Annotated in this window: 18 protein-coding genes; 12 read left to right on the top strand and 6 right to left on the bottom strand. The window is 46.7% G+C overall.

What is annotated here, in order from left to right:
• Positions 1-258: 258 nt before the first annotated feature.
• Positions 259-1,581 (bottom strand): polyamine export protein PaeA, encoded by a 1,323-nt coding sequence (gene paeA, locus SHAL_RS04905; protein ID WP_012276086.1) that lies wholly within the window; start codon positions 1,579-1,581, stop codon positions 259-261.
• 314 nt (positions 1,582-1,895) lie between these two features.
• Between paeA and SHAL_RS04900 the strand changes: the two genes are divergently transcribed.
• The 3 genes from SHAL_RS04900 to SHAL_RS04890 all read left to right on the top strand — a co-directional run bounded on the left by SHAL_RS04900 (position 1,896) and on the right by SHAL_RS04890 (position 3,586).
• A complete protein-coding gene (locus SHAL_RS04900; RefSeq protein WP_012276085.1) occupies positions 1,896-2,165 on the top strand; it encodes a hypothetical protein in 270 nt (89 codons plus the stop codon).
• A 248-nt stretch (positions 2,166-2,413) separates the two neighbouring features.
• Positions 2,414-2,950: a nuclear transport factor 2 family protein gene (locus SHAL_RS04895; RefSeq protein WP_012276084.1), complete on the top strand. Its 537-nt coding sequence runs from the start codon at positions 2,414-2,416 to the stop codon at positions 2,948-2,950.
• A gap of 102 nt (positions 2,951-3,052) precedes the next feature.
• A complete protein-coding gene (locus SHAL_RS04890; protein ID WP_012276083.1) occupies positions 3,053-3,586 on the top strand; it encodes a redoxin domain-containing protein in 534 nt (177 codons plus the stop codon).
• 83 nt (positions 3,587-3,669) lie between these two features.
• Here the strand turns inward: SHAL_RS04890 and SHAL_RS04885 are convergent, their stop codons facing one another.
• Positions 3,670-4,578 carry a LysR family transcriptional regulator gene (locus SHAL_RS04885; protein WP_012276082.1) on the bottom strand — a complete coding sequence of 303 codons (909 nt, stop codon included), beginning with the start codon at positions 4,576-4,578 and terminating at the stop codon, positions 3,670-3,672.
• Between the two features lie 184 nt (positions 4,579-4,762).
• Between SHAL_RS04885 and SHAL_RS04880 the strand changes: the two genes are divergently transcribed.
• On the top strand, positions 4,763-5,800 hold the full coding sequence (locus tag SHAL_RS04880; protein ID WP_012276081.1) for an alkene reductase: 1,038 nt from the start codon (positions 4,763-4,765) through the stop codon (positions 5,798-5,800).
• 73 nt (positions 5,801-5,873) lie between these two features.
• Here SHAL_RS04880 and SHAL_RS04875 read toward each other — a convergent pair whose 3' ends face one another.
• Positions 5,874-7,115 (bottom strand): DEAD/DEAH box helicase, encoded by a 1,242-nt coding sequence (locus SHAL_RS04875; RefSeq protein WP_012276080.1) that lies wholly within the window; start codon positions 7,113-7,115, stop codon positions 5,874-5,876.
• A 228-nt stretch (positions 7,116-7,343) separates the two neighbouring features.
• On the opposite strand from SHAL_RS04875, the gene SHAL_RS04870 reads away from it, so the two are divergent.
• Positions 7,344-7,847 carry a DNA polymerase III subunit chi gene (locus tag SHAL_RS04870; RefSeq protein ID WP_012276079.1) on the top strand — a complete coding sequence of 168 codons (504 nt, stop codon included), beginning with the start codon at positions 7,344-7,346 and terminating at the stop codon, positions 7,845-7,847.
• Between the two features lie 19 nt (positions 7,848-7,866).
• Positions 7,867-10,782, top strand: a complete 2,916-nt coding sequence (locus tag SHAL_RS04865) for a valine--tRNA ligase (RefSeq protein WP_012276078.1) — start codon at positions 7,867-7,869, stop codon at positions 10,780-10,782.
• A 135-nt stretch (positions 10,783-10,917) separates the two neighbouring features.
• On the opposite strand, the gene SHAL_RS04860 is transcribed toward SHAL_RS04865, so the two are convergent.
• Positions 10,918-12,639 (bottom strand): methyl-accepting chemotaxis protein, encoded by a 1,722-nt coding sequence (locus SHAL_RS04860; RefSeq protein ID WP_012276077.1) that lies wholly within the window; start codon positions 12,637-12,639, stop codon positions 10,918-10,920.
• A 397-nt stretch (positions 12,640-13,036) separates the two neighbouring features.
• On the opposite strand from SHAL_RS04860, the gene SHAL_RS04855 reads away from it, so the two are divergent.
• Positions 13,037-16,000 (top strand): ImpA family metalloprotease, encoded by a 2,964-nt coding sequence (locus tag SHAL_RS04855; RefSeq protein ID WP_012276076.1) that lies wholly within the window; start codon positions 13,037-13,039, stop codon positions 15,998-16,000.
• Between the two features lie 129 nt (positions 16,001-16,129).
• Here SHAL_RS04855 and amrS read toward each other — a convergent pair whose 3' ends face one another.
• Positions 16,130-17,239, bottom strand: a complete 1,110-nt coding sequence (gene amrS, locus SHAL_RS04850) for an AmmeMemoRadiSam system radical SAM enzyme (RefSeq protein ID WP_012276075.1) — start codon at positions 17,237-17,239, stop codon at positions 16,130-16,132.
• 73 nt (positions 17,240-17,312) lie between these two features.
• On the opposite strand from amrS, the gene amrB reads away from it, so the two are divergent.
• The 3 genes from amrB to SHAL_RS22515 all read left to right on the top strand — a co-directional run bounded on the left by amrB (position 17,313) and on the right by SHAL_RS22515 (position 19,018).
• Complete coding sequence (amrB, locus tag SHAL_RS04845) at positions 17,313-18,122, top strand: AmmeMemoRadiSam system protein B (protein WP_012276074.1); 810 nt, start codon at positions 17,313-17,315, stop codon at positions 18,120-18,122.
• A complete protein-coding gene (gene amrA / locus SHAL_RS04840) occupies positions 18,100-18,693 on the top strand; it encodes an AmmeMemoRadiSam system protein A (protein WP_012276073.1) in 594 nt (197 codons plus the stop codon). Before amrB ends, amrA begins: the two co-directional genes overlap by 23 nt.
• Positions 18,694-18,853: 160 nt before the next feature.
• Complete coding sequence (locus SHAL_RS22515; protein ID WP_012276072.1) at positions 18,854-19,018, top strand: YqaE/Pmp3 family membrane protein; 165 nt, start codon at positions 18,854-18,856, stop codon at positions 19,016-19,018.
• Between the two features lie 228 nt (positions 19,019-19,246).
• Here the strand turns inward: SHAL_RS22515 and SHAL_RS04830 are convergent, their stop codons facing one another.
• The gene (locus tag SHAL_RS04830) at positions 19,247-20,149 is read right to left on the bottom strand and encodes a LysR family transcriptional regulator (protein WP_012276071.1); all 903 of its coding nucleotides are present in this window, start codon (positions 20,147-20,149) and stop codon (positions 19,247-19,249) included.
• A gap of 108 nt (positions 20,150-20,257) precedes the next feature.
• Between SHAL_RS04830 and SHAL_RS04825 the strand changes: the two genes are divergently transcribed.
• A complete protein-coding gene (locus tag SHAL_RS04825) occupies positions 20,258-20,743 on the top strand; it encodes a CidA/LrgA family protein (RefSeq protein ID WP_012276070.1) in 486 nt (161 codons plus the stop codon).
• Complete coding sequence (locus SHAL_RS04820; protein ID WP_012276069.1) at positions 20,740-21,429, top strand: LrgB family protein; 690 nt, start codon at positions 20,740-20,742, stop codon at positions 21,427-21,429. The genes SHAL_RS04825 and SHAL_RS04820 overlap by 4 nt, the downstream gene beginning before the upstream one ends.
• The last annotated feature ends 58 nt before the right edge of the window (positions 21,430-21,487 follow it).

The following is a 21,487-nucleotide window of genomic DNA, read 5'->3' as shown; positions in this document are numbered from 1 at the left end:
CTCATTGGTTTAGCCTTTTTTATTTCAAACTCCCACATAGCGACTCAACCACGATTTCCCGACCATGAACATTCGAAAATAGTTTGTTTAAAAATACTTCAAAAAGATGAGATGACTTGCATAATGTTTGTGATGCGTAGGGGCTAAAAAAGAGCAATTAGCAAGTCAGGAGTAGGTGGATATATGATCGGGAATAAAATAGAGGTGAGTCAAGACTGACTCACCTAGGTTTAAGACTATCGCTACAGCGGATTATCCTTAGGCTTTAAGGTCTAACTCTTCACCCTTACTCGACTCATCGATGCGGGTCACGAGTAACTGATCCACTTTGTAGCTATCCACATCAACGACCTCAAACTTAAAACCAGCATGGTTAACGGAGTCGGTACACTTTGGAATTTTGCGCAGCATAAACATCATAAAGCCAGCAATGGTTTCATAGTTATGGTTTTGTGGGAACTCTTCAATATCTAAGGCTCGCATCACATCGGTAATCGGTGTTACGCCATCCATCAACCATGAATGCTCGTCACGGGCAATAATCTGCTCTTCACACTCAGGTAATGACCAAGCGCCCATCACCGCATCTTGCAGATCTTTGGCCGTCACCACCCCCACAACTAAAGAGTATTCATTCATCACTATTGCGAAATCTGCTCGACTATTCTTAAAGTAATCCATCGATTCAGACAGGCTTAATGTGTCAGGAATGATAAAACAGTTGGTCACCAATTTTTTATCGGTAAGACTTATGCTTTCACCGTTAATTAAGCAAATCAGTAATTTTTTTGCATTAACGATACCCACGACTGTGTCTAACTGCTCATCACAGACAAGAAAGTTTGAGTGAGGCTGTTCTGCGATCTTAGTTCTAATTTCATCTTCACTATCTTGCAGTAAGAAGTAAGCCAAACTCTCACGTGCGGTCATCGCTGCAGTGACAGGAATGGTTTGCATCTCAAACACTTTTTCCATCATCAGCTGATCGCCTTTATCTAATACTCCCGCTTCTGCGCCCGCATCCATAACGGCATAGATATCATCGGAGGTCACCGCATCGTTACGCGCGGTTTGCACTTGAAACACACGAAAAACGAAGTTAGCCGAACCATTAAAGAACCATACCAGCGGTTTAAGCACCACGATGCAGACCATCATAGGGCCAACAAAGGTCATCGCCACCTTTTCAGGAAAGGCCATCGCTAAACGCTTAGGAATTAGGTCGGCAATCAAGATAAATAAGCTGGTCACAATCACAAATGACAACAGGAAGCTCATTTTGTCTAGCCAGGGGCCGGTCAACCAAGACGACAAAAATGCGTGAATATGAGGAGTAAAAGCTGACTCACCCACGATACCGCCCATAATAGCGACGGCATTTAAGCCTATCTGTACCACGGTAAAGAAGTTACCTGGCTGTTCTTGCAGTAACAGCACTTTATTGGCTCGAATATCACCCTCAGCCGCAAGCTGACGCAAACGAATTTTGCGTCCCGCCGCTAAGGCAATTTCAGACATAGAAAAAAAACAACTGACTCCAATTAGGAGCAATATAATCACAGCATTATCAAAGAAGCTCATTTAGCACCTTTCTAAAAACTTAAAACAGACTTATCCCTTTACTGCGTATCATTATTTCTACTTGGTGGTGTTCACCTTTCTCCAAGTAAATCTTTGTATAATGACCAACCACTGTTGGCGCGATCGCGGAGTATATCCGCAATATTGGCTTCTCACCAGCTAATAAATTGACCAATGTGAGCGATTAATTTTTTATCACTTAAACTTACCCCATTTGATGAAAGCAAGTCATTGGCTGTACACAAAATAGTCAACGACCAATATTCAACCGTGATAGTGTATGGCGTTCCACAAAATGAGATTAAGGATAATCTATGAAGTTTATTGCAGGGTTTGTACACACTTTACAATGGCTGGCAATTGCCGCGTCGCCAAGCCTATTAGGGGCAATGATTGGCGTACTGATGAGCTTACAGTCCGAGCAACTGTACTCAAATCTTGTACCACTGTGGACGGTTATCGGCTTTGTTGTTGGTGCATTTTGGGCTGAGCACGTTCGTAAAACCATCGGCCTTTCATCTTTTTTTGGTCGTCTTGTAGGCGCAAGAGACCTTCCAAAAACAACCCCCCTAAAAAGTAAGTAGGCCAAAAAAGTAAATAGCCAAGTAACCTTAGTCTTGGTTGCTATCTGTCCGCGCCGTACATCTCCCTCCCCCAAGTCATTCCAAAATGGAATAGCTACTATCAAGCTAAGCCTTATTATCAAAGGTAAAGCGAATAGTTAATATATCCTCATCGCTTTGAAAGCTCACATAACGATTTAACCGTTAACACAACAATCTTGAGCTAAGCCAAATTTCAGTACATCAAAGATAATATGAGGATTGATACCATGGATATGCAGCAGAAACTTCAGCAGTTATTAGATAAGCAAGAGATGACAGAGCTGATGTATAAGTTCGCTCGCGCACTGGACCGAGTCGATGGCGAACTGATGAAGTCAACCTACTGGGAAGATGCGATTGAAGAGCATCAAGATCCAATCTTCCCGGATCTGTTCTTTTATAATGATAATGCTCATCAATTTGTTGAGCCTGCTATGGAAGGCTTTAGAGCCCTAAAAACAACCCAGCACAGAATTAGCAATCCCTTGATAGAAGTTAATGGAGATGTTGCTACCGCTGAAGCTTACGTATGGGCATACCATGTACATGAGGAAAATGGGGTTGATAAAGAGGGAATTTTAGGCGGCCGCCACCATTTTCGCTTCGAACGTCGAGACGGTATCTGGAAGATTAAACATCGCTCTACCGTGTTTGACTGGAACCAAAACCAGAACGCGACAGCAATTTGGGCCGAAAACTTCAGCGATAAATATCGTGGCAAACGCAATCATCAAGATGACAGCTACAATTACCTCTCAATCTAACCTTTTTGACTGAAGTAAGTGATGAAGGTCGTCATCGGCCTTCGTCCTTCATTAACAGATAAGTACACATTAGCGGCTATCCGCCTAATTAAGGATAATGATATGTCATCAATGAAGTTTACCGCCGGCGCGCGCTTTCCTGATATTCAACTGCCCACCCTAGCGGGAGAATCAATAGCTTTAGGGACTCCAGCACAGGGAAGTGATTGGCGATTAGTGATTATTTATCGAGGAAAACACTGCCCACTATGCACACGCTACCTCAACGAAGTGGAGAAGTTAGCGGCCGATTTTCTAAAATTGGGCATAGATATCGTTGCCGCCTCAGCTGATTCTCTAGAGCAGGCGCAGTTTCATAAGACCAATTTAACGGCCAACTTCCCTATCGCTTATAATCTAACAATAGAAAATATGCAGCAGCTTGGGCTTTACATCTCCCATCCACGCTCAGAAAAAGAAACCGATCACCCTTTTGCCGAGCCGGGGCTATTTGTCATCAATGATAAGGGGCTCGTTCAAGTACTCGATATTTCCAATGGACCCTTTGCGCGTCCTGAACTGGCGACTTTGCTATCAGGCTTATCCTTTATCCGCGACCCAGAAAACAACTACCCGATCCGTGGTACTTACTCTTAATTGAAACAGGGTAAAATAAAGCTAGCCTAGCTTTATTTTACTTTTAATAACTGAAAAGCCAACACTTCTGTGTTGGCTTTCGCTTACCGATAGTTGGGGCTTTCGGCTAGACGCTGCTTAAGGTAATCAATAAAGCAGCGAGCTTTTAACGGCACATAGCGGCTCTGAGGATAGATAGCATTAAAAGGCAGTGGTTTAGCAATGTAATTGGACAGTAACACTTTGAGCCGTCCTACTTTTACATGCTCATCGACCATCCATATAGGTAGCTGAACAACGCCTAAGCCGTCGAGGGCGAGCTGTAATATCGCCTCACCATTATCACAGCGACAATTACCACTCACTGGCACAGAAATCTTATCATCGCTTTCTTTAGCTTGCTCAAAGTGCCATATATTGACCGACTTTAACATCGAATAGACGATACAGTTATGGGATCTTAGTTCCTGCGGCTCTTTCGGCTCGCCAAAACGCTTTAAGTAATCTGGCGATGCAACCACAACCATCGGGTTATCGAATAGATGTCTTGCGATTAGAGATGAGTCCTCAAGCTGCTTAGCTCGAATAGCCACGTCGACTCCCTCAGCAATCAAGTCCACGTGCTTATCACTGAGCATCAGATCCACTTTTATCTCTGGGTAACACTCGAGAAAATGACTCAAAAATGGCGCGATAAATTGGCAACCAAATACAATCGGAGCCGCCACGCGAAGCACACCTTTAGGCGATGCCTGTTGCGATCGTACTTGCGCCTCTGCTTCATCAAGTTCACCGATAATCGCCACACAACTTTCATAATATACGGCGCCGACTTCGGTCATCGAATTCTCTCTGCTACTGCGGGTGAGTAATTTAGCCCCTAGCTGACTCTCCAGCGCAGCGACTTTCTTGCTGATTGTCGCCTGAGTCGTATTTTGCTCTCTGGCTGCGGCAGAAAAACTGCCACTTTGTACCACTCGAATAAATGCCCTCATTGCGCCTAACTGATCCATCTAACCTCCAGAATTTAAGCCTTTACCCATGCAGGTATGCTTAGTGACGAACAGGTCTTTGTTTTATTTATATTCCAATATGGAATTAACACTATTCATTTCAGTCTAGTTCTATTCGCATTTACTGTCACCTATAGTTATCTAACACAATCTAATTTCTTTTCATCTTCTCAGAGATCCTCTAATGAAATACGCCCCCTTGTTTGAACCATATAAGCTAAGCGAACAACTGACACTAAAGAATCGTATAGTGATGGCGCCGATGAATCGTAGTATGGCTGATGAGGAATTTCTCCCTACAGCAGCGATGATGAACTATTACGCTGGTCGGGCCGATACCGGTTTAATTATTTCCGAGTCGCTTATGATCTCCCAAAATGCCCAAGGCTATCCCAATACACCCGCAATCTATTTAGCTGAACATGTCGCTGGCTGGAGAAAAATCACCGACAAGGTACATGAAAACGACGGTAAAATTTTTGCTCAGTTATGGCATACGGGCAGAGTTTCGCACCCTATTTATTTAGCAGGCCAGCAACCATGGGCTCCCTCAGCAGTGCCACTTGAGGGGCGTGTGCCTCGCACCGATAATTTGCAATATGGCATCCCCAAAGAGATGACGGAGCAGGAGATAAAGCTAATCATTACTGAGTTTGCTAATGCCGCAGCCAATGCAAAAGAGGCTGGTTTTGACGGGGTCGAGATCCATGCTGCAAACGGTTATCTACTCGATCAGTTCTTACATTGGGATACCAACCGACGCACTGATGCTTGGGGGGGAAGCGAAGAGAATATGAGCCGAATATTGTTTGAGGTTATCGATGCGGTAAAACAAAACATTACTCATGTTGGCGTCCGCTTGTCTCCCGTTGCTTATCTGAATCTTAAACATGATGAACGGGATATTCTTGTTTCTAACTACCTACTTCAACGTCTAAATGATTGTAATTTAAGCTACGTTCATACAGGTATGTTCGAAGACACTTATCAAGCGCACTTACAAGGTAGCGTAACCCAGTACATTAAGAGTCTATATCACGGAACCATTATCGCTTGTGGTGGCTATAACGCAGAAAGTGGCAGCATAGCCATAAATCAAGGTGATGCTAACTTAGTCGCAATTGGAAGACCACTGATCGCTAACCCTGATTATGTTGAGAAAATACGCACTAAAAAGCCACTAACCGTCTACGATGCAGAGATGTTAAATCAACTCATTTAGGCCTTGCCGATGATTAAAAACAACCGCGACAAGGGAGTCCTATTTTCCAATCTAGACCGCTATTTTAAACTGATTATTTAGCGGGAAATTTTGTCCGTTTAGCGGCAAAGTCTTTGGCGCTGCGCTTATTCTGGCTGCGCCTGTTTGCCTTCTTGTCCCGTGGAGCCCTTTTTCTCTCACCCGATGACGGCTGATCCGTCACCTCAAACCCGCCAAGAGCCTCAAGTTCAAGCTCTCGCCCAGTTAACAGCTGAATCGCCTTTAGGTTATCAGCCTCACCATGACACACCAGCGATATCGCTATGCCGTTATCGCCTGCTCTCGCGGTGCGGCCAATGCGGTGCACATAGACTGGAGCACTACTTGGCAAGTCGATATTGATCACCACAGGCAGTGCATCGATATGAATGCCACGAGACAACAAGTCAGTAGTCACTAACACCTGCAGCTCACAGGCCTTAAAGGCCTCCAGTGTTTGTTGTCTTTGCTGATGCTCTTTATCACCATGTAAGGCCATCGCATTAATATCCGCTTTAACTAACCTCTTGGCGAGTTTATCGGCGTCATCTCGTCCATTAATAAACACCAATACCTGTGACCACTTATGCTGTTTTATTAAGGCAATTAATGCCCTCGCCTTATCGCCCTTGTTAACTATGTAAAGCGACTCATTGATATCCGCCACCACACTATTAACCGCTTGGGCAGCAATCTTTTTGGGGTTATGTAATAGCTTAAGCGCCTTGTCATTAAGTTCTGGCGCAAGGGTTGCCGAAAACAATAAGGTTTGGCGTTTAGCGGGCACAAACTCAAGTATACGTTCGATGTCAGGCCAAAAGCCCATTTCCATCAGCCTATCCGCTTCATCGAGCACCAGCTGTTTTACCGACTTAAGTGAGAGCTGTTGCTGACGCAACAAGTCCAGCAGTCGTCCAGGTGTCGCCACGATAAGTTGAGGGCCTTGCTCAAGCTCTTTAAGTTGCTCAGCCTTATCGACTCCACCGCATAATACGGTTATCTCTGTGCTAGCCGACACCAGCTTAAGCGCCTCAGCGACTTGCAGTGCCAGCTCCCGAGTTGGAACCAGAACTAGCGCCTTAACTTCCCGCGACTCGACAGCATCATTGATGATAGTTTGCAGCAGTGGCAGGCCAAAGGCATAGGTTTTACCGCTGCCCGTTTGCGCCAATGCAAGCAGATCTCTTCCCGCTAATACTTCAGGTATCGCTAACCCTTGTATTTCGGTTGCAGCAGTCAAATTAGCAGGTAAGTGGTCAACAATTGTGGCTGAAAGCTTAAGGTCAGTAAAATTCATGGTAGCAGGCTGGTAGCAGAACAGACGCGAAGTTTAACCGCAGGCAGCGCAATAGTAAAATAGCCACTGCAAAGCCCAAATTCACTCCTAAAAATCCGCTTACCGCAATGATTTAAGCTGCTGCGGATCCGAGCATAAATAAATCGGTGATTATAGGCTGATCTCTGACCTACTTTTAGTGTAAAATCTCCTCTTTCGTCAGCCAAAAAGCCAAGCCATTAGCAAACTATGTTTACGAGCCAATCGTCAAGCCAGTCGCAAGCCCAGTTTTATCTGATGCCAAAGGACGTTAATCGAGCATCCAATGCGCCTAAAACAGCGTTAGAGCAAGTGTACCTGCTTGCCTGCCAATTGGCCGAGCGAGCGTTTACCGCACATGAGCTCGTTTATATTCATTGCCAAGATCAACAGCAAGCTTATGCCGTTGATGAGCTTCTCTGGCAATTTGAACCGCAATCATTTGTGCCCCACAACCTTAAAGGTGAAGGCCCATTAGGCGGTGCACCGGTAGAAATTGGCTTTGATAGACTTGGCGCCAACAAAAAACGTCATCTTCTTATTAATCTTGCAGACCAAGTGCCGCAATTTGCGGTAAACTTTGGACAGATTATCGATTTCGTTGCCAACGACGATAGCCATAAAGCGATTGCTCGCGATCGCTATCGGCAGTATCGCGCACTTGGAATTGCATTAAGCACCCAAGATATAGCAACACAACCTATTAATTTTTAGTTTGAGATAAACACGCCCCATGGAAAAAACATATAACCCGCAGTCTATAGAACAGTCTCTTTACCAAAACTGGGAAGAGAAAGGTTACTTCAAGCCACACGGCGATGAGTCTCAAGGCAACTATTGCATCATGATCCCGCCACCAAACGTGACGGGCAGCTTGCACATGGGCCACGCCTTCCAAGATACCATCATGGATACGTTAACCCGTTACCAGCGCATGAAGGGTAAGAACACCCTTTGGCAGGTCGGTACTGACCACGCGGGTATTGCCACACAGATGCTGGTTGAGCGTAAAGTAGCAGCGGAAGAAGGGCTAAGCCGCCACGATCTTGGCCGTGAAAACTTCATCGACCGTATCTGGGACTGGAAAGAGCAATCTGGTGGCACTATCACTAAGCAGCTACGTCGTCTTGGCGCATCTGTAGATTGGGATCGTGAGCGTTTCACCATGGACGAAGGCATGTCTGAAGCGGTACAAGAAGTGTTTGTACGCTTGTACGAAGATGACCTTATCTACCGTGGTAAGCGCCTAGTGAACTGGGATCCAGCCCTGCACACTGCTATCTCTGACTTAGAAGTTGAGAACAAAGAAAAGCAAGGCAGCATGTGGCACTTCCGCTATCCACTTGCCGATGGTGCTCTAACAGCCGATGGTAAAGATTACCTAGAAGTGGCCACTACGCGTCCTGAAACCATGCTAGGTGACAGTGCAGTTGCGGTTCATCCTGACGATGAGCGCTACCAATCTTTGATTGGTAAATTCATTTTATTGCCAATCGTAAACCGTCTTATCCCAATCGTTGCTGACGATTATGTTGATATTGAATTCGGTACAGGTTGTGTGAAAATCACCCCAGCGCATGACTTTAACGACTATGAAGTCGGTAAGCGTCACGCATTGCCTATGTACAACATCTTAACTATCGACGCGGCAATTCGTTCAAGCGCCGAAGTGGTTAACACCGATGGTACTGCAAACAACGACCTAGATAATAGCCTACCTGAGCGTTACGCCGGTCTTGATCGCTTCAAGGCGCGTACCGCCATTGTTGAAGAGTTTGAAACCTTAGGCCTACTTGGCAAAATCGATCCACACGGATTGAAAGTACCTTACGGTGATCGCTCTGGTGTAGTAATCGAGCCATTACTAACAGACCAGTGGTATGTTGCCGTAGCACCTATGGCAAAGACTGCGATGGAAGCCGTTGAAAACGGTGACATCAAGTTTGTACCTCAGCAGTACGAAAACATGTACAACTCTTGGATGCGCGACATTCAAGACTGGTGTATTTCACGTCAGCTTTGGTGGGGTCACCGTATCCCAGCTTGGTACGACGAAGCCGGTAAAGTTTATGTTGGCCGTGATGAAGCGGAAGTGCGTGCTAAACACAAGCTTGACGATTCAGTGGTACTTCGCCAAGACGCCGATGTACTCGATACTTGGTTCAGCTCTGCATTGTGGACTTTCTCGACACTAGGCTGGCCTGAAGATACTGCTGAGCTTAAAGCCTTCCACCCAACTGATGTGTTGGTAACTGGTTTTGACATCATCTTCTTCTGGGTTGCCCGCATGATCATGATGACCATGCATTTCATCAAAGATGAAAACGGTAAGCCACAAGTGCCGTTCAAGACGGTATACGTGACAGGTCTTATCCGTGATGAAGCGGGTAACAAGATGTCTAAGTCTAAGGGCAACGTACTTGACCCACTAGACATGATTGACGGTATCGATCTTGAGTCACTAGTGACTAAGCGTACTGGCAACATGATGCAGCCACAGCTTGCCGCTAAGATTGAAAAGAGCACTCGTAAAGAGTTTAGCGATGGCATTGAACCACACGGCACTGACGCACTACGCTTTACTTTGGCATCTATGGCATCAACTGGCCGTGATATCAACTGGGACATGAAACGCCTAGACGGCTACCGCAGCTTCTGTAACAAGATCTGGAACGCGTCACGCTACGTGTTAATGAACACAGAAGTGCAAGTTGAAGGCGCTAGCGACGATGCAATTGGCGAAGCCTTAGATTGCGGTCAAATTCTTGTTGACGGCAAGCCGGGCGAGATGGAACTGTCGATTGCCGATCGCTGGATTATCGGTCTGTTCAATGAAACCGTTAAAGCCTATGACGAGCACATGGCGAACTACCGTTTCGACCTAGCGGCTAACACTATTTACGAGTTCACTTGGAACCAGTTCTGTGATTGGTACTTAGAGCTAACTAAGCCAGTGATGCAAAGCGGCACTGAAGCTCAGCTTCGTGGTACACGCCATACGTTGGTTAACGTGCTTGAGCAGATGCAGCGTCTGATGCACCCAATGATGCCTTATCTAACAGAGACTATCTGGAAGCGCGTTCAGCCATTAGCAGGTGTTGAGGGTGACACATTGATGTTGGCCGCCTTCCCAGAGTATCAAGCTGATAAAGTTGATGCTGTGGCAATGGAAGATCTAGAGTGGGTTAAGCAAGTGATCACTGCGGTACGTAACATCCGCGCCGAGCTTAACATCGCGCCATCTAAGCCGCTTAATGCATTGCTACGTGGCGTGAGCTACAAAGACAGAGCACGTCTTGAAGCGAACCAGATATTCTTCACTACACTGGCAAAACTTGAGACGATCACCATTATGTCTGAAGATGATGTTGCGCCGATGTCGACCACACAGCTGATTGGCGATATGGAGCTGTTGATCCCAATGGCAGGCCTTATCGATGTGGCTAAAGAAGTCGCCCGTATCGACAAATTACTCGAGAAAGCGGCAGCTGAATTTGCGCGTATCGAAGGTAAGCTATCTAACCAAGGTTTCGTTGCTAAAGCTCCTGCTGCCGTAATTGAAAAAGAGCGTGCTAAGCAAGCTGAATACCAGCGCGATATGGACAAGCTAACTGAGCAAAAAGCTGAGCTGGCTAAGTTAGAAGGTTAAACTGAAAGGCTGGTAGCCTCGAAGTTATCCCATAAAAAAGGGCTGTCATCGACAGCCCTTTTTGTTATCTCAATTTCAGCCTCTAGCCTCTAGCCTCTAGCCTCTAGGCTCTAGGCATAGGTATAAGCACTAAAATCACACTCGGTAGTAGGCGATCTCTTGCTGCATACTTTCAGCAAGCTGAGCTAACTCATGGGTGGCGGCTTGTGTTTGCTCAGCACCTGCAGCGGTTTGATCCGAAATATCGCTAATATTGATGATATTACGATTGATCTCTTCCGTGACTAAGCTCTGCTCTTCTGACGCCGTCGCTATCTGAGTATTCAACGCATTGATCTGTTCGATGCTGGTCATAATTTGCAATAAAGCAGCGCCAGCTTGCGCCGATTTCTCCACGCTTAATTTAGCTTGCTCTGTACCGCGCTCCATCATCAACATTGAGTCACGTGCACCTTGCTGTAGACGTTGGATCATTTGTTGAATTTCCTCTGTCGAGTCTTGGGTGCGTTTGGCAAGCGAGCGAACCTCATCGGCCACTACGGCAAAACCTCTACCCTGCTCACCAGCACGCGCAGCTTCAATTGCCGCATTTAAGGCAAGTAAGTTAGTTTGCTGCGAGATCCCCTGAATAACATCAACGACTGAGCCAATCTCATCGGAAGACTTAGACAATAACTGCATCGCTTCTGTCGCACCATCCATCTCGGTAGATAGAGTCTCAATCACCGAGATACTCTCATCGACAACAGCCTGACCGTGATGCGCCGCATCGTTAGCCTCTAACGACGAACTTGCTGCTGCTTCTGCGCTTTGCGCCACCTCTCTCACAGTCGCAGTAAACTGATGAATCGCAGCGGCGATCTGCTGAGTTTGCTGTTGCTGCTCAACCACATTACGTTGAGTCTGCGTCGATACCACTGAGTTCTCTTCGGCCGCACTGGCTAAACGTGAGGTCGATTCATGGGTGTTTTGCACCGCATGCTGAAATCTTGCTGCTATCCGATTAACGTAATCAGCGATATGAGTAAACTCATCATCACCACTAATCACGATGCGTTTTGTCAGATCGCCATTGGCAATATCGTTGGCCGTCATCTCAATCTCTGTCATCGCCTTACCCATACGGCGAACGATTAACGATGAGCTAATGCTGATCACCAGCATACAAACACTCGAGAAGATCGCTACCAGCAAGATATACACTCGCATATCTTGATTAAACCCTATATAAGTCTCTTCACCGCCTGCAACCTGCAGATCTAAGAATGATTGCGCTTCGGCAGTAATGCTCTTAAAAAGCGGGTTAATCTGGGTCAGTAATACTCGGTTTGCCGCTTCATATTCGCCTCGCTGTAAGGCATCGATGGTTGGCGTGAATCCCAGAGCAACCACCTTGTCGAGCAGGCTCTTTAAACGGTTAACTTGCAGGCGCTCTTCATTATCTAAGTTTGCTCCTAAGATCTCATTATCTATGATGTTATGCAGCTGGGCGATTGCCGCTTGAGCCTGCGAAATATGTAACGTCAGTGGGTGATTATGCATTTCAGAAAATTGACTACTTGGGTCATGCTGAAATGCCAATAACAGTTCGCTACGTGCAATTGCGAGTTCATTAAGTACCTTACCCGCACGAATACTATGCTGCATACCTTGGGCATGCAGCTCGCCTATCGACTCCCCGGCATCTTGCATACCGGTAATGCCTTTATAGCCTAAGAATAAAAATGATATTACGGTCAGAAATACGATGAATTTAAGTTGAAATCGTACCGATTTAAAAAGCGAGATAAAGCCGGACTGTGATTGATGAGATTGGCGAACCTCATCTTGCCCTAACTGTTCGATTAATACAGACATATTAATTCCTGTTCCCCACCAGTATTGATGGAATCATGAAAACAAAAGCACTCTAACGCACTCGTCCTACCACAGGTAAAACGCTGCTGCTGCAGCATAGTTAAATTGTCCAAATTTGGTACTCAAATATAAAACATGTGTTTAAATTATTGATATTGCTCACAAGAGTAAGATTATTTCACTCAGAGTCGCTATCTTGGTCGCCTTACTCTGCAGGAGTTAAACTATTTTATAGGCTTTCGCTCAACTCCCCCCAATAGTCACAATCGACGTCAATTTGATGACAACGTCAACAAACTGCCTTACCCATTGTTTATTAAGGTTTATTCGCTGGATCCATTGATTTCAGTATCAAAAACACTCAAGATGTGAGCAAATCTCAATATGTGTTAAAAAAATGAAACCTTGGTTACTGTCGAGTTGCATATTACTAGGCTTATCGGCCTGCGGAGGGTCTGATGATTCAGATTCCGATGATAATGGCGGCGTAACACCGCCCTTAGCTCAAGCACCAAGTGTTGAACTTGGTGGCGGGATTACCGCATGGAACGATAAGCTAATGAGCTTAACGGCCACAGTGAATATCTACGCCTCTGGTAGCTCAACATTTGAGTGGCAACAAGTCTCAGGGCCGGAGGTGTCACTATCAAGCGCCAGCGTTGATGGTGTGACTATCGATGCTAGAACACTCATGCAAGACAGCAGCATAACACTCAGCCTAACGGTTACCGATAGCAGTAATCAAACTGCTAGCGATCAGGTAACTATCCAGCTCAACGATAGAATTAGCACCGCGATGGCAACTGGCGATGCCAGTATTGCCGCCGACCTCTCACCACAAATTGCCAAGCGAGCATTGACTCATATTGAGCAATATCGCTCAGATGGCGAAACACTCATCAACAACATCTATCAAACTGGCGTAGTGGAGTATGACCAAGGTCGTCACTCACAGATGATCCAACTTGCTGGCGCTGAGCATGCCTACCCGCAAAATAAAGCTTACGCCATCGTCACAGGCAACAAAGGCCTGACCTTTGCAGCCACCAATGATAAATCAGGTCAGCGCAATGCCGCTTTTGGTACCGATATCATTTCCAGCATGCAGCAAGGCAATAACGCCAGTTTCGAACCAAGCTTTAAGCGTTTGCTCGGTTGGATGTTAGAACAAGATCAAGCAACCCTTGCAGAGCCTAAGCAGATAAGGTTGTTTTTGATGGGCGGTAGTACCGTTAATCGCATCAATAGCTGGATTGGCGAGCATTACCCCAATTGGCAAGTTGAAACCTGTAGCGATGAAGCAACACTCTCAAGCTGCTTGGCCGAGGCGAAACTGGTAATAACAGGCTCATCAGAACTCTTCTCTATCGAGACCGTAGAGCCGCTTATCGCGCAAATACAAGCTGATAAACAACCACTGATCTATCTGCATCTACACAGCTGGAATAGTGTACCCTTAACCCAAACCGTGCTTAACCCTATGGGATTTAGTATGCAGGGGCCTGGCGGGCCGGGGAACTACTTCGCTCAAGACAAGGCTGATTGGCGCTCTGCAAGCACCATGCTTGAAAGCTACAGCGCACTCGACAGTGAGCAACTATGGCTAACACTGTTTGACAATGAGCGAGTCGACTTCAATCTTGCCAACTGCGCCAGCAATTGTGACGCTAGATTTAACGATGACTACCGTCCAGCTCTAGCGAGTATTCGTAGTAATATCCAAGCGATAGAAACAAGCAAACTTGATATCTTTAATCAGCCAGACTATTCCCTCTATAAGCTGCTTATTCTTTTAGGTGACAACTATCGTCAAGCTATCCTGTACCCGATGGATGTGGCCACCAGCGATAGCCTCCATTACCTTAAAGCCTATTACGCCGATCATAGCGTATATAACTTCCGCGATATTAATCCCGTACAAAAAGATTTAGGTAACTTTAGCCGCAGCGACTTTAGCCATATCACAGCCGTTGACCAAACCGTTAACTTAACGAGTAAGAAAGGTTTCCGCTCTGTAGGCGTGTACGCCCTACCGGGGCAAACAATGAGTGTGACCCGCAGTGACAGCAGTGACGTGCGCACTTGGGTGTTTATCAACACACTACGCTCAGGCTCAACCCATGAGTTTGCCAGCAACGGTTACAATCGCCCAAAACTACTGCAATCGACCCATATCGAAGTCAAAGCCGGTGAAACCATTAAATTCACCAGCCCTTATGGCGGACCGCTGCAGATCCGTTTTGATCAAACCGATCTGCCGACGCAGTTTAGCTTTAGCCAAGTTGGACTGCACCCATACTGGCGCGAAGGCATGGATGGCAATAAGTTCATGCAGGACTTAGCAGCAAACCAATATGACTGGAGCGAGCTGGCAACAGCGCATTTTGAGGTGCACTCCAAGCTCGATAAGATGCAAAAGACCATGGAACATGAGCCACTTTGGAATACGCCAGAGAAGATGGCAAGCGCCATCATGACGCAGGTGCATAACTACCCGCATCTGCTGGCAGGCTTTAAGGGACCCTTTATCGATGAGGTCGCAGAGATCAACGATTTTGCCGTGAACCAAGGCTGGCAAATCGATACCCTCGACACGGTCAAGCATATGAATGCCGACCAAGCCACCTGCGGCGCAGGCTGCTCAGGTAATCCATATGATGCTAGCTGGTCATTTAGTCCGACGGGCCATGGCGATATCCATGAACTAGGTCACGGGCTTGAAAAAGGCCGTCTGCGCTTCGATGGCCATGACGGTCACTCATCAACCAACCCATACTCCTACTACACTAAGTCTCGCGCTTATACTGAGCTAGGTAAACTGCCTTCTTGCCAAGGGCTCAATATTGATGATGAGTTTGCGGTGCTACAAGCGAGTATGAATCAAGCTGACCCGTTCGCTTATATGCAAGAGGCTAAGCTTACCAGCTGGTCAAACGGTATGGCGACCATGCTGCAGATGATGGTGGCAGCGCAAAAACACGGTGCATTGGAAAACGGTTGGCATCTGCTCGCTAGATTGCACATCTTACTGCGAGAGTTTGAACGGGCTAAGGGCGCTGAGGAGCTTTGGCTAGAGAAGCGTGCTCAGCTAGGCTTCAGTCAATTTAGCCTAGACGCAGCCAAGAACATCTCAAATAACGACTTCTTAATGGTGGCCATGAGTTACGCCACTAAACTGGATTATCGTGAGCTTTATCAGATGTGGGGCTTAGCTACCAGCCAAGCGGCCAAAGATCAGGTTGCAAGCTTTAACTTCAGTGTTATCGACAGGAAAATATATGTCTACAACCCAGGGGATTACTGCCTAAGTTTAGATCTGCTGGCGGTTGCCGTCGATGGTCAGCAGCCGTGGCCACTGTAGGCGGTTAGCCATACAATAAGCCGCTTTTAATAAAAAGCCATCTAATCGCAATCAGCATAATATTAGATGGTTTTTTTGTTTTACTTTCTGTTTTCGATGCTCACAGATGCTGTTATCAGTCTCATCGACTCAGCTAATTGAAACGGGGATCCTGCGTCGGCCAAAATGTTCTGGCGGCCCATCGAAGCAACCGGGGAGCTGAGTGCCACAATAGTCACACCGACCGCTATTATCTAAGTGATACTCGCCCAGTTCGTACCAATCTCTAGCTATCAGCAACTTTTTACAGTTAGCGCAGTAACTGCTGCCACCACTTGGATCATGAATATTACCGGTATAGACAAAGTTTAATCCCTGATTGATGGCTATCTCCCTTGCCCGTGTCAAGGTTGAAGCGGGAGTCGCGGGGGTATCCATCATGTGAAAGTCGGGATGAAAAGCACTGAAATGCAGCGGTACATCTGGGCCTAGATTATCGCTTATCCAGCGACACTGGCGCTCTAACTCTTTGCTGGAGTCATTTTCCCCGGGGATCAGTAAGGTGGTTAGCTCAAGCCAGACCTGAGTTTCATGATGCAGATAGAGCAAGGTATCGAGAACATCACTTAAGTGCCCGCCGCAGATATTATGGTAAAAATCTTCAGTAAAACCTTTAAGATCGACATTGGCAGCGTCCATAAACTTAAAAAACTCAACTCTGGGCTCAGGGCAGATATAACCTGCGGTCACTGCGACCGCCTTGATCCCGAGTTTATGGCAGGCCTTTGCAACATCGATGGCATATTCATGAAAGATAACCGGGTCGTTATAGGTAAAGGCAACGCTCTTACAGCCCATGCGTTTAGCGGCAGATGCCAAATCTTCGGGCATCGCTTTTGCTCCTAAGGTATCGAACTCTCGCGATTTGCTGATATCCCAATTCTGGCAAAACTTACAGCTAAGGTTGCAACCCGCGGTGCCAAATGAGAGTACTGAGCTTCCAGGATAGAAATGATTTAGCGGTTTTTTCTCGATAGGGTCGATACAAAAGCCACTGGAGCGACCATAACTGGTGAGCTTTATCTGATTATCGATGTTTTGCCGGATAAAACAGACCCCACGCTTACCCTCTCTGAGCTGGCAATGCCGAGGGCAAAGATCACACTGCACTCGGCCGTCATCGAGCCTGTGCCAGTACTGAGTCTCTACCGTAAAAATATCGCTATTATCGGTCGTAATCACTCCGTGGTTTGTAGACATAAATACGTCCCAAGGGCGCTATCTCAGTGAGCTATACTTAAAGCCTAGTTTAAAATCTTGAGCTCATCAGCCTATGTTTACTTCAATTCGCCCCGCTGCGGTTGCGGGTCTATTCTACCCAGCTGCTCCTGATGAGCTTAGGGCAATGCTCGAGGGCTATTTAGCTCGGGCTAGAATGAGCCTTATTAGCCAAGCAAATACTCAGCACTCCCAAGCTAAAGTCATTATTGTGCCCCACGCAGGTTATATCTATTCAGGCCTAGTCGCAGCCCATGCTTACGTCTTGATTGAGTCGATGGCTGCTACCGTCAACAAGGTGCTGCTAATCGGCCCTGCCCATCGAGTTTACCTACAGGGAGGCGCGCTGCCACAAAGCCAATATTTTGAAACGCCATTGGGTCAGATAAGCATTGATAAGCGCAGCGTGGAGATGTTGGAGTCTAATCCGCATATTACTGTCTCAGACCTTCCCCACCAGCAAGAGCATTGCCTCGAGGTGCAACTGCCGTTCCTGCAGCATTGCCTCAATCAATTTGAGCTAATTCCACTATTAATTGGCGAGAGCGATCCCCAAGAGACGGCAAAGCTATTAGAGCAACTATGGGGAGGAGAGGAAACTTTAGTGGTGGTAAGCACAGACTTAAGTCATTTTCATCGATATGCTGAAGCGACTCACCTCGACAAGCTAACTTGCCAGAAAATTTTACAGGGGCTGGAAACTATCTTCCCCGAGCAAGCCTGCGGAAGCTTCTGCCTCAACGCACTAATGCTGCAACTTAAACGTCACCAGCTGTGCCTTACCCAATTGAGTTATCAAAACTCCGGCGACACCGCCGGAGACAAAAATCGAGTCGTCGGCTATGCCAGCTTTGCCAGCCGTTAAACTCAGCCAATCAGAGAAGCGGCAACTGCTAACTATAGTCCGTGACACGCTTATTGCAGCCTTTTACCCTGACTATGTTGTAAAAAAACAACGGCAACTCGATGGTGGGCTTGAGCAACTAAAACTTGGCTGCTTCGTTACCCTAACCTTAGATGGAGAGCTCAAGGGCTGCATAGGTCATATTGAATCTGACCGTCCGATTACCGAGCTACTGCCCGCACTCGCAACCAGCAGCGCCTTCAACGATCGACGCTTTCCCCCCTTAGTCGAATCTCAACTTAACTCCCTTCGCATAGAGCTCTCCCTTCTGTCAGAGATGCAAGGGGTCGAAGTCAATGAGCAGGCGGAACTGCAGCGCTATCTTAAGGGGAACTCATTAGGCTTAGTGTTAAGTGAAGGCGATAGAAGAGCCGTGTTTCTGCCACAGGTTTGGCAGCAATTACCTGAGCCTAAAGAGTTTATCGAGGCACTCAAAGCCAAGGGGGGCTGGGACAGAGACTATTGGTCTTCTAATATGAAGGTCGAAGTCTTTAGCGTGACTCATTTTAGCGAAAAGCAGCAGTACAGCTAATACGGTTCCCCTTTTTAAGCTTTATCCATTCAACCTGCAAGGCAAGGCTATCACGTTTACACAAGCGCTAAATTATATTAAATTTAAATCAATATCTATTACTGGCAAGCGCCTGTACCTAGCGCAATAGGCTCTCGAAACTGAAAAAGGGAATGACGACATGGATACCAACAAGCTGTTACTCATCATCATCGCGATTCTACTACCACCTGTGGCGGTTTTTTTAAAAAGTGGTGTAGGTAAAGACCTATTGATCAACATTATTCTCTGCCTGCTTTTCTTTGTGCCAGGCGTATTACACGCGCTCTGGGTCGTTACTAAGTAGCTAATTACTAAGTAGCTACTTGCGAAGTAAAGACCCGATATCCCCCCCAAAAGCCTAGCTTTTACGATAGATGTAAACCGAGCTAGGCTTTTTGTTTTACCCACTCTTTATTTTGCTTAGCCCAATTCGGGGGGAGCTCTGCATTATGCGGGTACGGCAGTCTGTTCTAGTTGCAGCTTAACTAGCTCTATCATCGCCTTTGCCACACAATTCGAGGGGAGCTCTGCATTATTCGGGCACGGCAGTCTGTTCTAGTTGCAGCTTAACTAGCTCTATCATCGCCTTTGCCGCAAAAGAGAGGCTCTGCTGCTTGCGCCAAAATAGCGACAGCTCCCACCTGAGATCATGTGCCGCAAGCGGCACATTGACCACCGCATCGACGCGATAACGCTCGGCAATGATTTGCGGTAACACCATAATCCCAGTGCCTGCCGCGACCAGTGCGATACCAAAATCGGCATGACTGACTCGTGTTATTTCCGCGGGAATAAAACCGGCTTTATCGCAAGCGTTTAAGATCAACTCATAGAGGGCATATTCAGGCTCAAACATCACCTGCGAAAGAGACTGTAAGTCTTTAAGTTGCAGCTCCTTACATTCAGCTAGGGCATGGGTTTTAGGCACAACCACGACCATAGGATCATTGCGGATCCTTAACCCGTCGAATTCACCATCAAACTCGATAATCCCGGTCGCCAACTCAATCTCATCTTTCTGTAGGGCTAAGGTTTGCTCAATACCACCACGAACCAACAACCGCATATCCACCTTAGGGTATTGCAGCCTAAACTTGGCAATCACCGGGGCAAATAACTCGGCGCTGCCAAGGGGCGCCAAGCCTAACTTCAATGTACCGCCCGTCAGGTTTTTCAGTGCGTCCAGCTCAGATAGCATGGATTGGCGCTGTGACATCAACAGCTCTGCGTGACGATATACCACCTCCCCAGCCGCAGTAAGCTTAATCTGGGTGCCGCGTTTTCCTCGCTCCAGCAACACCATATCTAGCTCCTCCTCTAAGGCTTTAATCGCCTTAGAAAGTGCGGGTTGAGTGAGAAATACATTGCGACTCGCCTTGGCAAAACCACCTGCGTCAACGACCTGGGTAAAATAGTGCAGCGCTTTAAGATCCATTTAGATAACCAAAATTTATAGATTACATTATTAATATTCATTTTTTTTATTAATTAAGCAAGCGTAAACTCATGCTAAATCATCCTATTTGCTCACTTGGAACTCATCATGGCAAGCCTTGCCAAACGTGCTCAGGTTAACCTTAAACACCAAGCCCTTACTGGCACACAGATAGCCCTTCTTTGTTTGTTTGCTTGGGGCTGTCAAATCTTGGCGGACCAGGTTAACTCCCCGATCCCCGGTGGTGTTATCGGCCTTGGGATCTTATTGTTACTATTGGCCAGTAAGTTACTGCCCGAGACGAGTGTCAATCTAGGTTCAAGCTGGCTAATTGGCGATCTGCTACTGTTTTTTATTCCTCCCGTGGTTGCTGTGATTAAATACCAAGATCTACTTGAACATTATGGCGTGGTGCTTATTGGCTCTATGCTAATTGCGAGCAGTTGCGTGCTGTTAGGCACAGCATTTACCGTAGATAGGCTATTTAAATATGAGCGTAAAAAGCACCTAAGAAAACACTTAGCGTCTTCAAAAGCTCAAATTATACCGCTACAGCGTGTCGATTTACCGAGTAAAGAGAGGAAAGCAGCGTGAGCCACTCAGCCATAGGTATATTCTGTTTGGTCTTAACATTGGTAGGCTACTACGCCAGCAAGGCCCTCTATCGTCGTCAACGCAAAGTGTGGTTTGCCCCAATTATTGTTGCCCCGGTACTTATCTTGCTGGTCGTGATTAACTTAAACATTACGGTTACAGATTACTTTACCTATACCCATTGGTTAGCCGCAATGCTCACTCCCGCAACGATAGCGTTTGCGGTACCAATTTACCGTGAGAGGCAACTTATCAAACAGTACCCCTTAACCTTGACCCTAGGGGTGATCACTGGACTATTGCTGGGGGTAACCTCATCATGGGGATTGGCCCATTTAACCAATATGCCGGCACAGATCTCCCACAGTTTAATGGTGCGCTCGGTATCGACGCCTTTTGCCATCGAAGCCACCGGGGCGTTTGGCGGAGTCCCCGAGCTGACAGCCATGCTGGTACTGCTTACAGGAATTATGGGGATGTTAATCTGTGAGCCACTGTTTAAAGTGGCTAAAATTCGCAGCTCAGTGGCCAAAGGGGTAGCCTTAGGCGCATCGGCACACGGTGCGGGCGCAGCCAAGGCGAGTGAAATAGGCAGACAAGAGGGGGTTATTGCCAGCCTAACCATGATCTTTACCGGGATAGCCATGGTCTTAAGTGCCCCCCTATTTGCCGCCATATTAAAATAGCGTAGCCTAGCTGACAGCTCAGCAATACAGGCTACCCTCAGCTAAATTCAAGGCGACT

It is taken from the genome of Shewanella halifaxensis HAW-EB4, assembly GCF_000019185.1.
Lineage (GTDB): Bacteria > Pseudomonadota > Gammaproteobacteria > Enterobacterales > Shewanellaceae > Shewanella > Shewanella halifaxensis.
Note: the sequence above shows the minus strand (reverse complement) of the source record. Positions and strands in the feature narration are given on the sequence as shown.

Bases quoted from the DNA above. Each gene is read 5' to 3' on its own strand.
- paeA (WP_012276086.1), bottom strand. From the start codon at position 1,581: ATGAGCTTCTTTGATAATGCTGTGATTATATTGCTCCTAATTGGAGTC.
- SHAL_RS04900 (WP_012276085.1), top strand. From the start codon at position 1,896: ATGAAGTTTATTGCAGGGTTTGTACACACTTTACAATGGCTGGCAATT.
- SHAL_RS04895 (WP_012276084.1), top strand. From the start codon at position 2,414: ATGGATATGCAGCAGAAACTTCAGCAGTTATTAGATAAGCAAGAGATG.
- SHAL_RS04890 (WP_012276083.1), top strand. From the start codon at position 3,053: ATGTCATCAATGAAGTTTACCGCCGGCGCGCGCTTTCCTGATATTCAA.
- SHAL_RS04885 (WP_012276082.1), bottom strand. From the start codon at position 4,578: ATGGATCAGTTAGGCGCAATGAGGGCATTTATTCGAGTGGTACAAAGT.
- SHAL_RS04880 (WP_012276081.1), top strand. From the start codon at position 4,763: ATGAAATACGCCCCCTTGTTTGAACCATATAAGCTAAGCGAACAACTG.
- SHAL_RS04875 (WP_012276080.1), bottom strand. From the start codon at position 7,115: ATGAATTTTACTGACCTTAAGCTTTCAGCCACAATTGTTGACCACTTA.
- SHAL_RS04870 (WP_012276079.1), top strand. From the start codon at position 7,344: ATGTTTACGAGCCAATCGTCAAGCCAGTCGCAAGCCCAGTTTTATCTG.
- SHAL_RS04865 (WP_012276078.1), top strand. From the start codon at position 7,867: ATGGAAAAAACATATAACCCGCAGTCTATAGAACAGTCTCTTTACCAA.
- SHAL_RS04860 (WP_012276077.1), bottom strand. From the start codon at position 12,639: ATGTCTGTATTAATCGAACAGTTAGGGCAAGATGAGGTTCGCCAATCT.
- SHAL_RS04855 (WP_012276076.1), top strand. From the start codon at position 13,037: ATGAAACCTTGGTTACTGTCGAGTTGCATATTACTAGGCTTATCGGCC.
- amrS (WP_012276075.1), bottom strand. From the start codon at position 17,239: ATGTCTACAAACCACGGAGTGATTACGACCGATAATAGCGATATTTTT.
- amrB (WP_012276074.1), top strand. From the start codon at position 17,313: ATGTTTACTTCAATTCGCCCCGCTGCGGTTGCGGGTCTATTCTACCCA.
- amrA (WP_012276073.1), top strand. From the start codon at position 18,100: ATGCCAGCTTTGCCAGCCGTTAAACTCAGCCAATCAGAGAAGCGGCAA.
- SHAL_RS22515 (WP_012276072.1), top strand. From the start codon at position 18,854: ATGGATACCAACAAGCTGTTACTCATCATCATCGCGATTCTACTACCA.
- SHAL_RS04830 (WP_012276071.1), bottom strand. From the start codon at position 20,149: ATGGATCTTAAAGCGCTGCACTATTTTACCCAGGTCGTTGACGCAGGT.
- SHAL_RS04825 (WP_012276070.1), top strand. From the start codon at position 20,258: ATGGCAAGCCTTGCCAAACGTGCTCAGGTTAACCTTAAACACCAAGCC.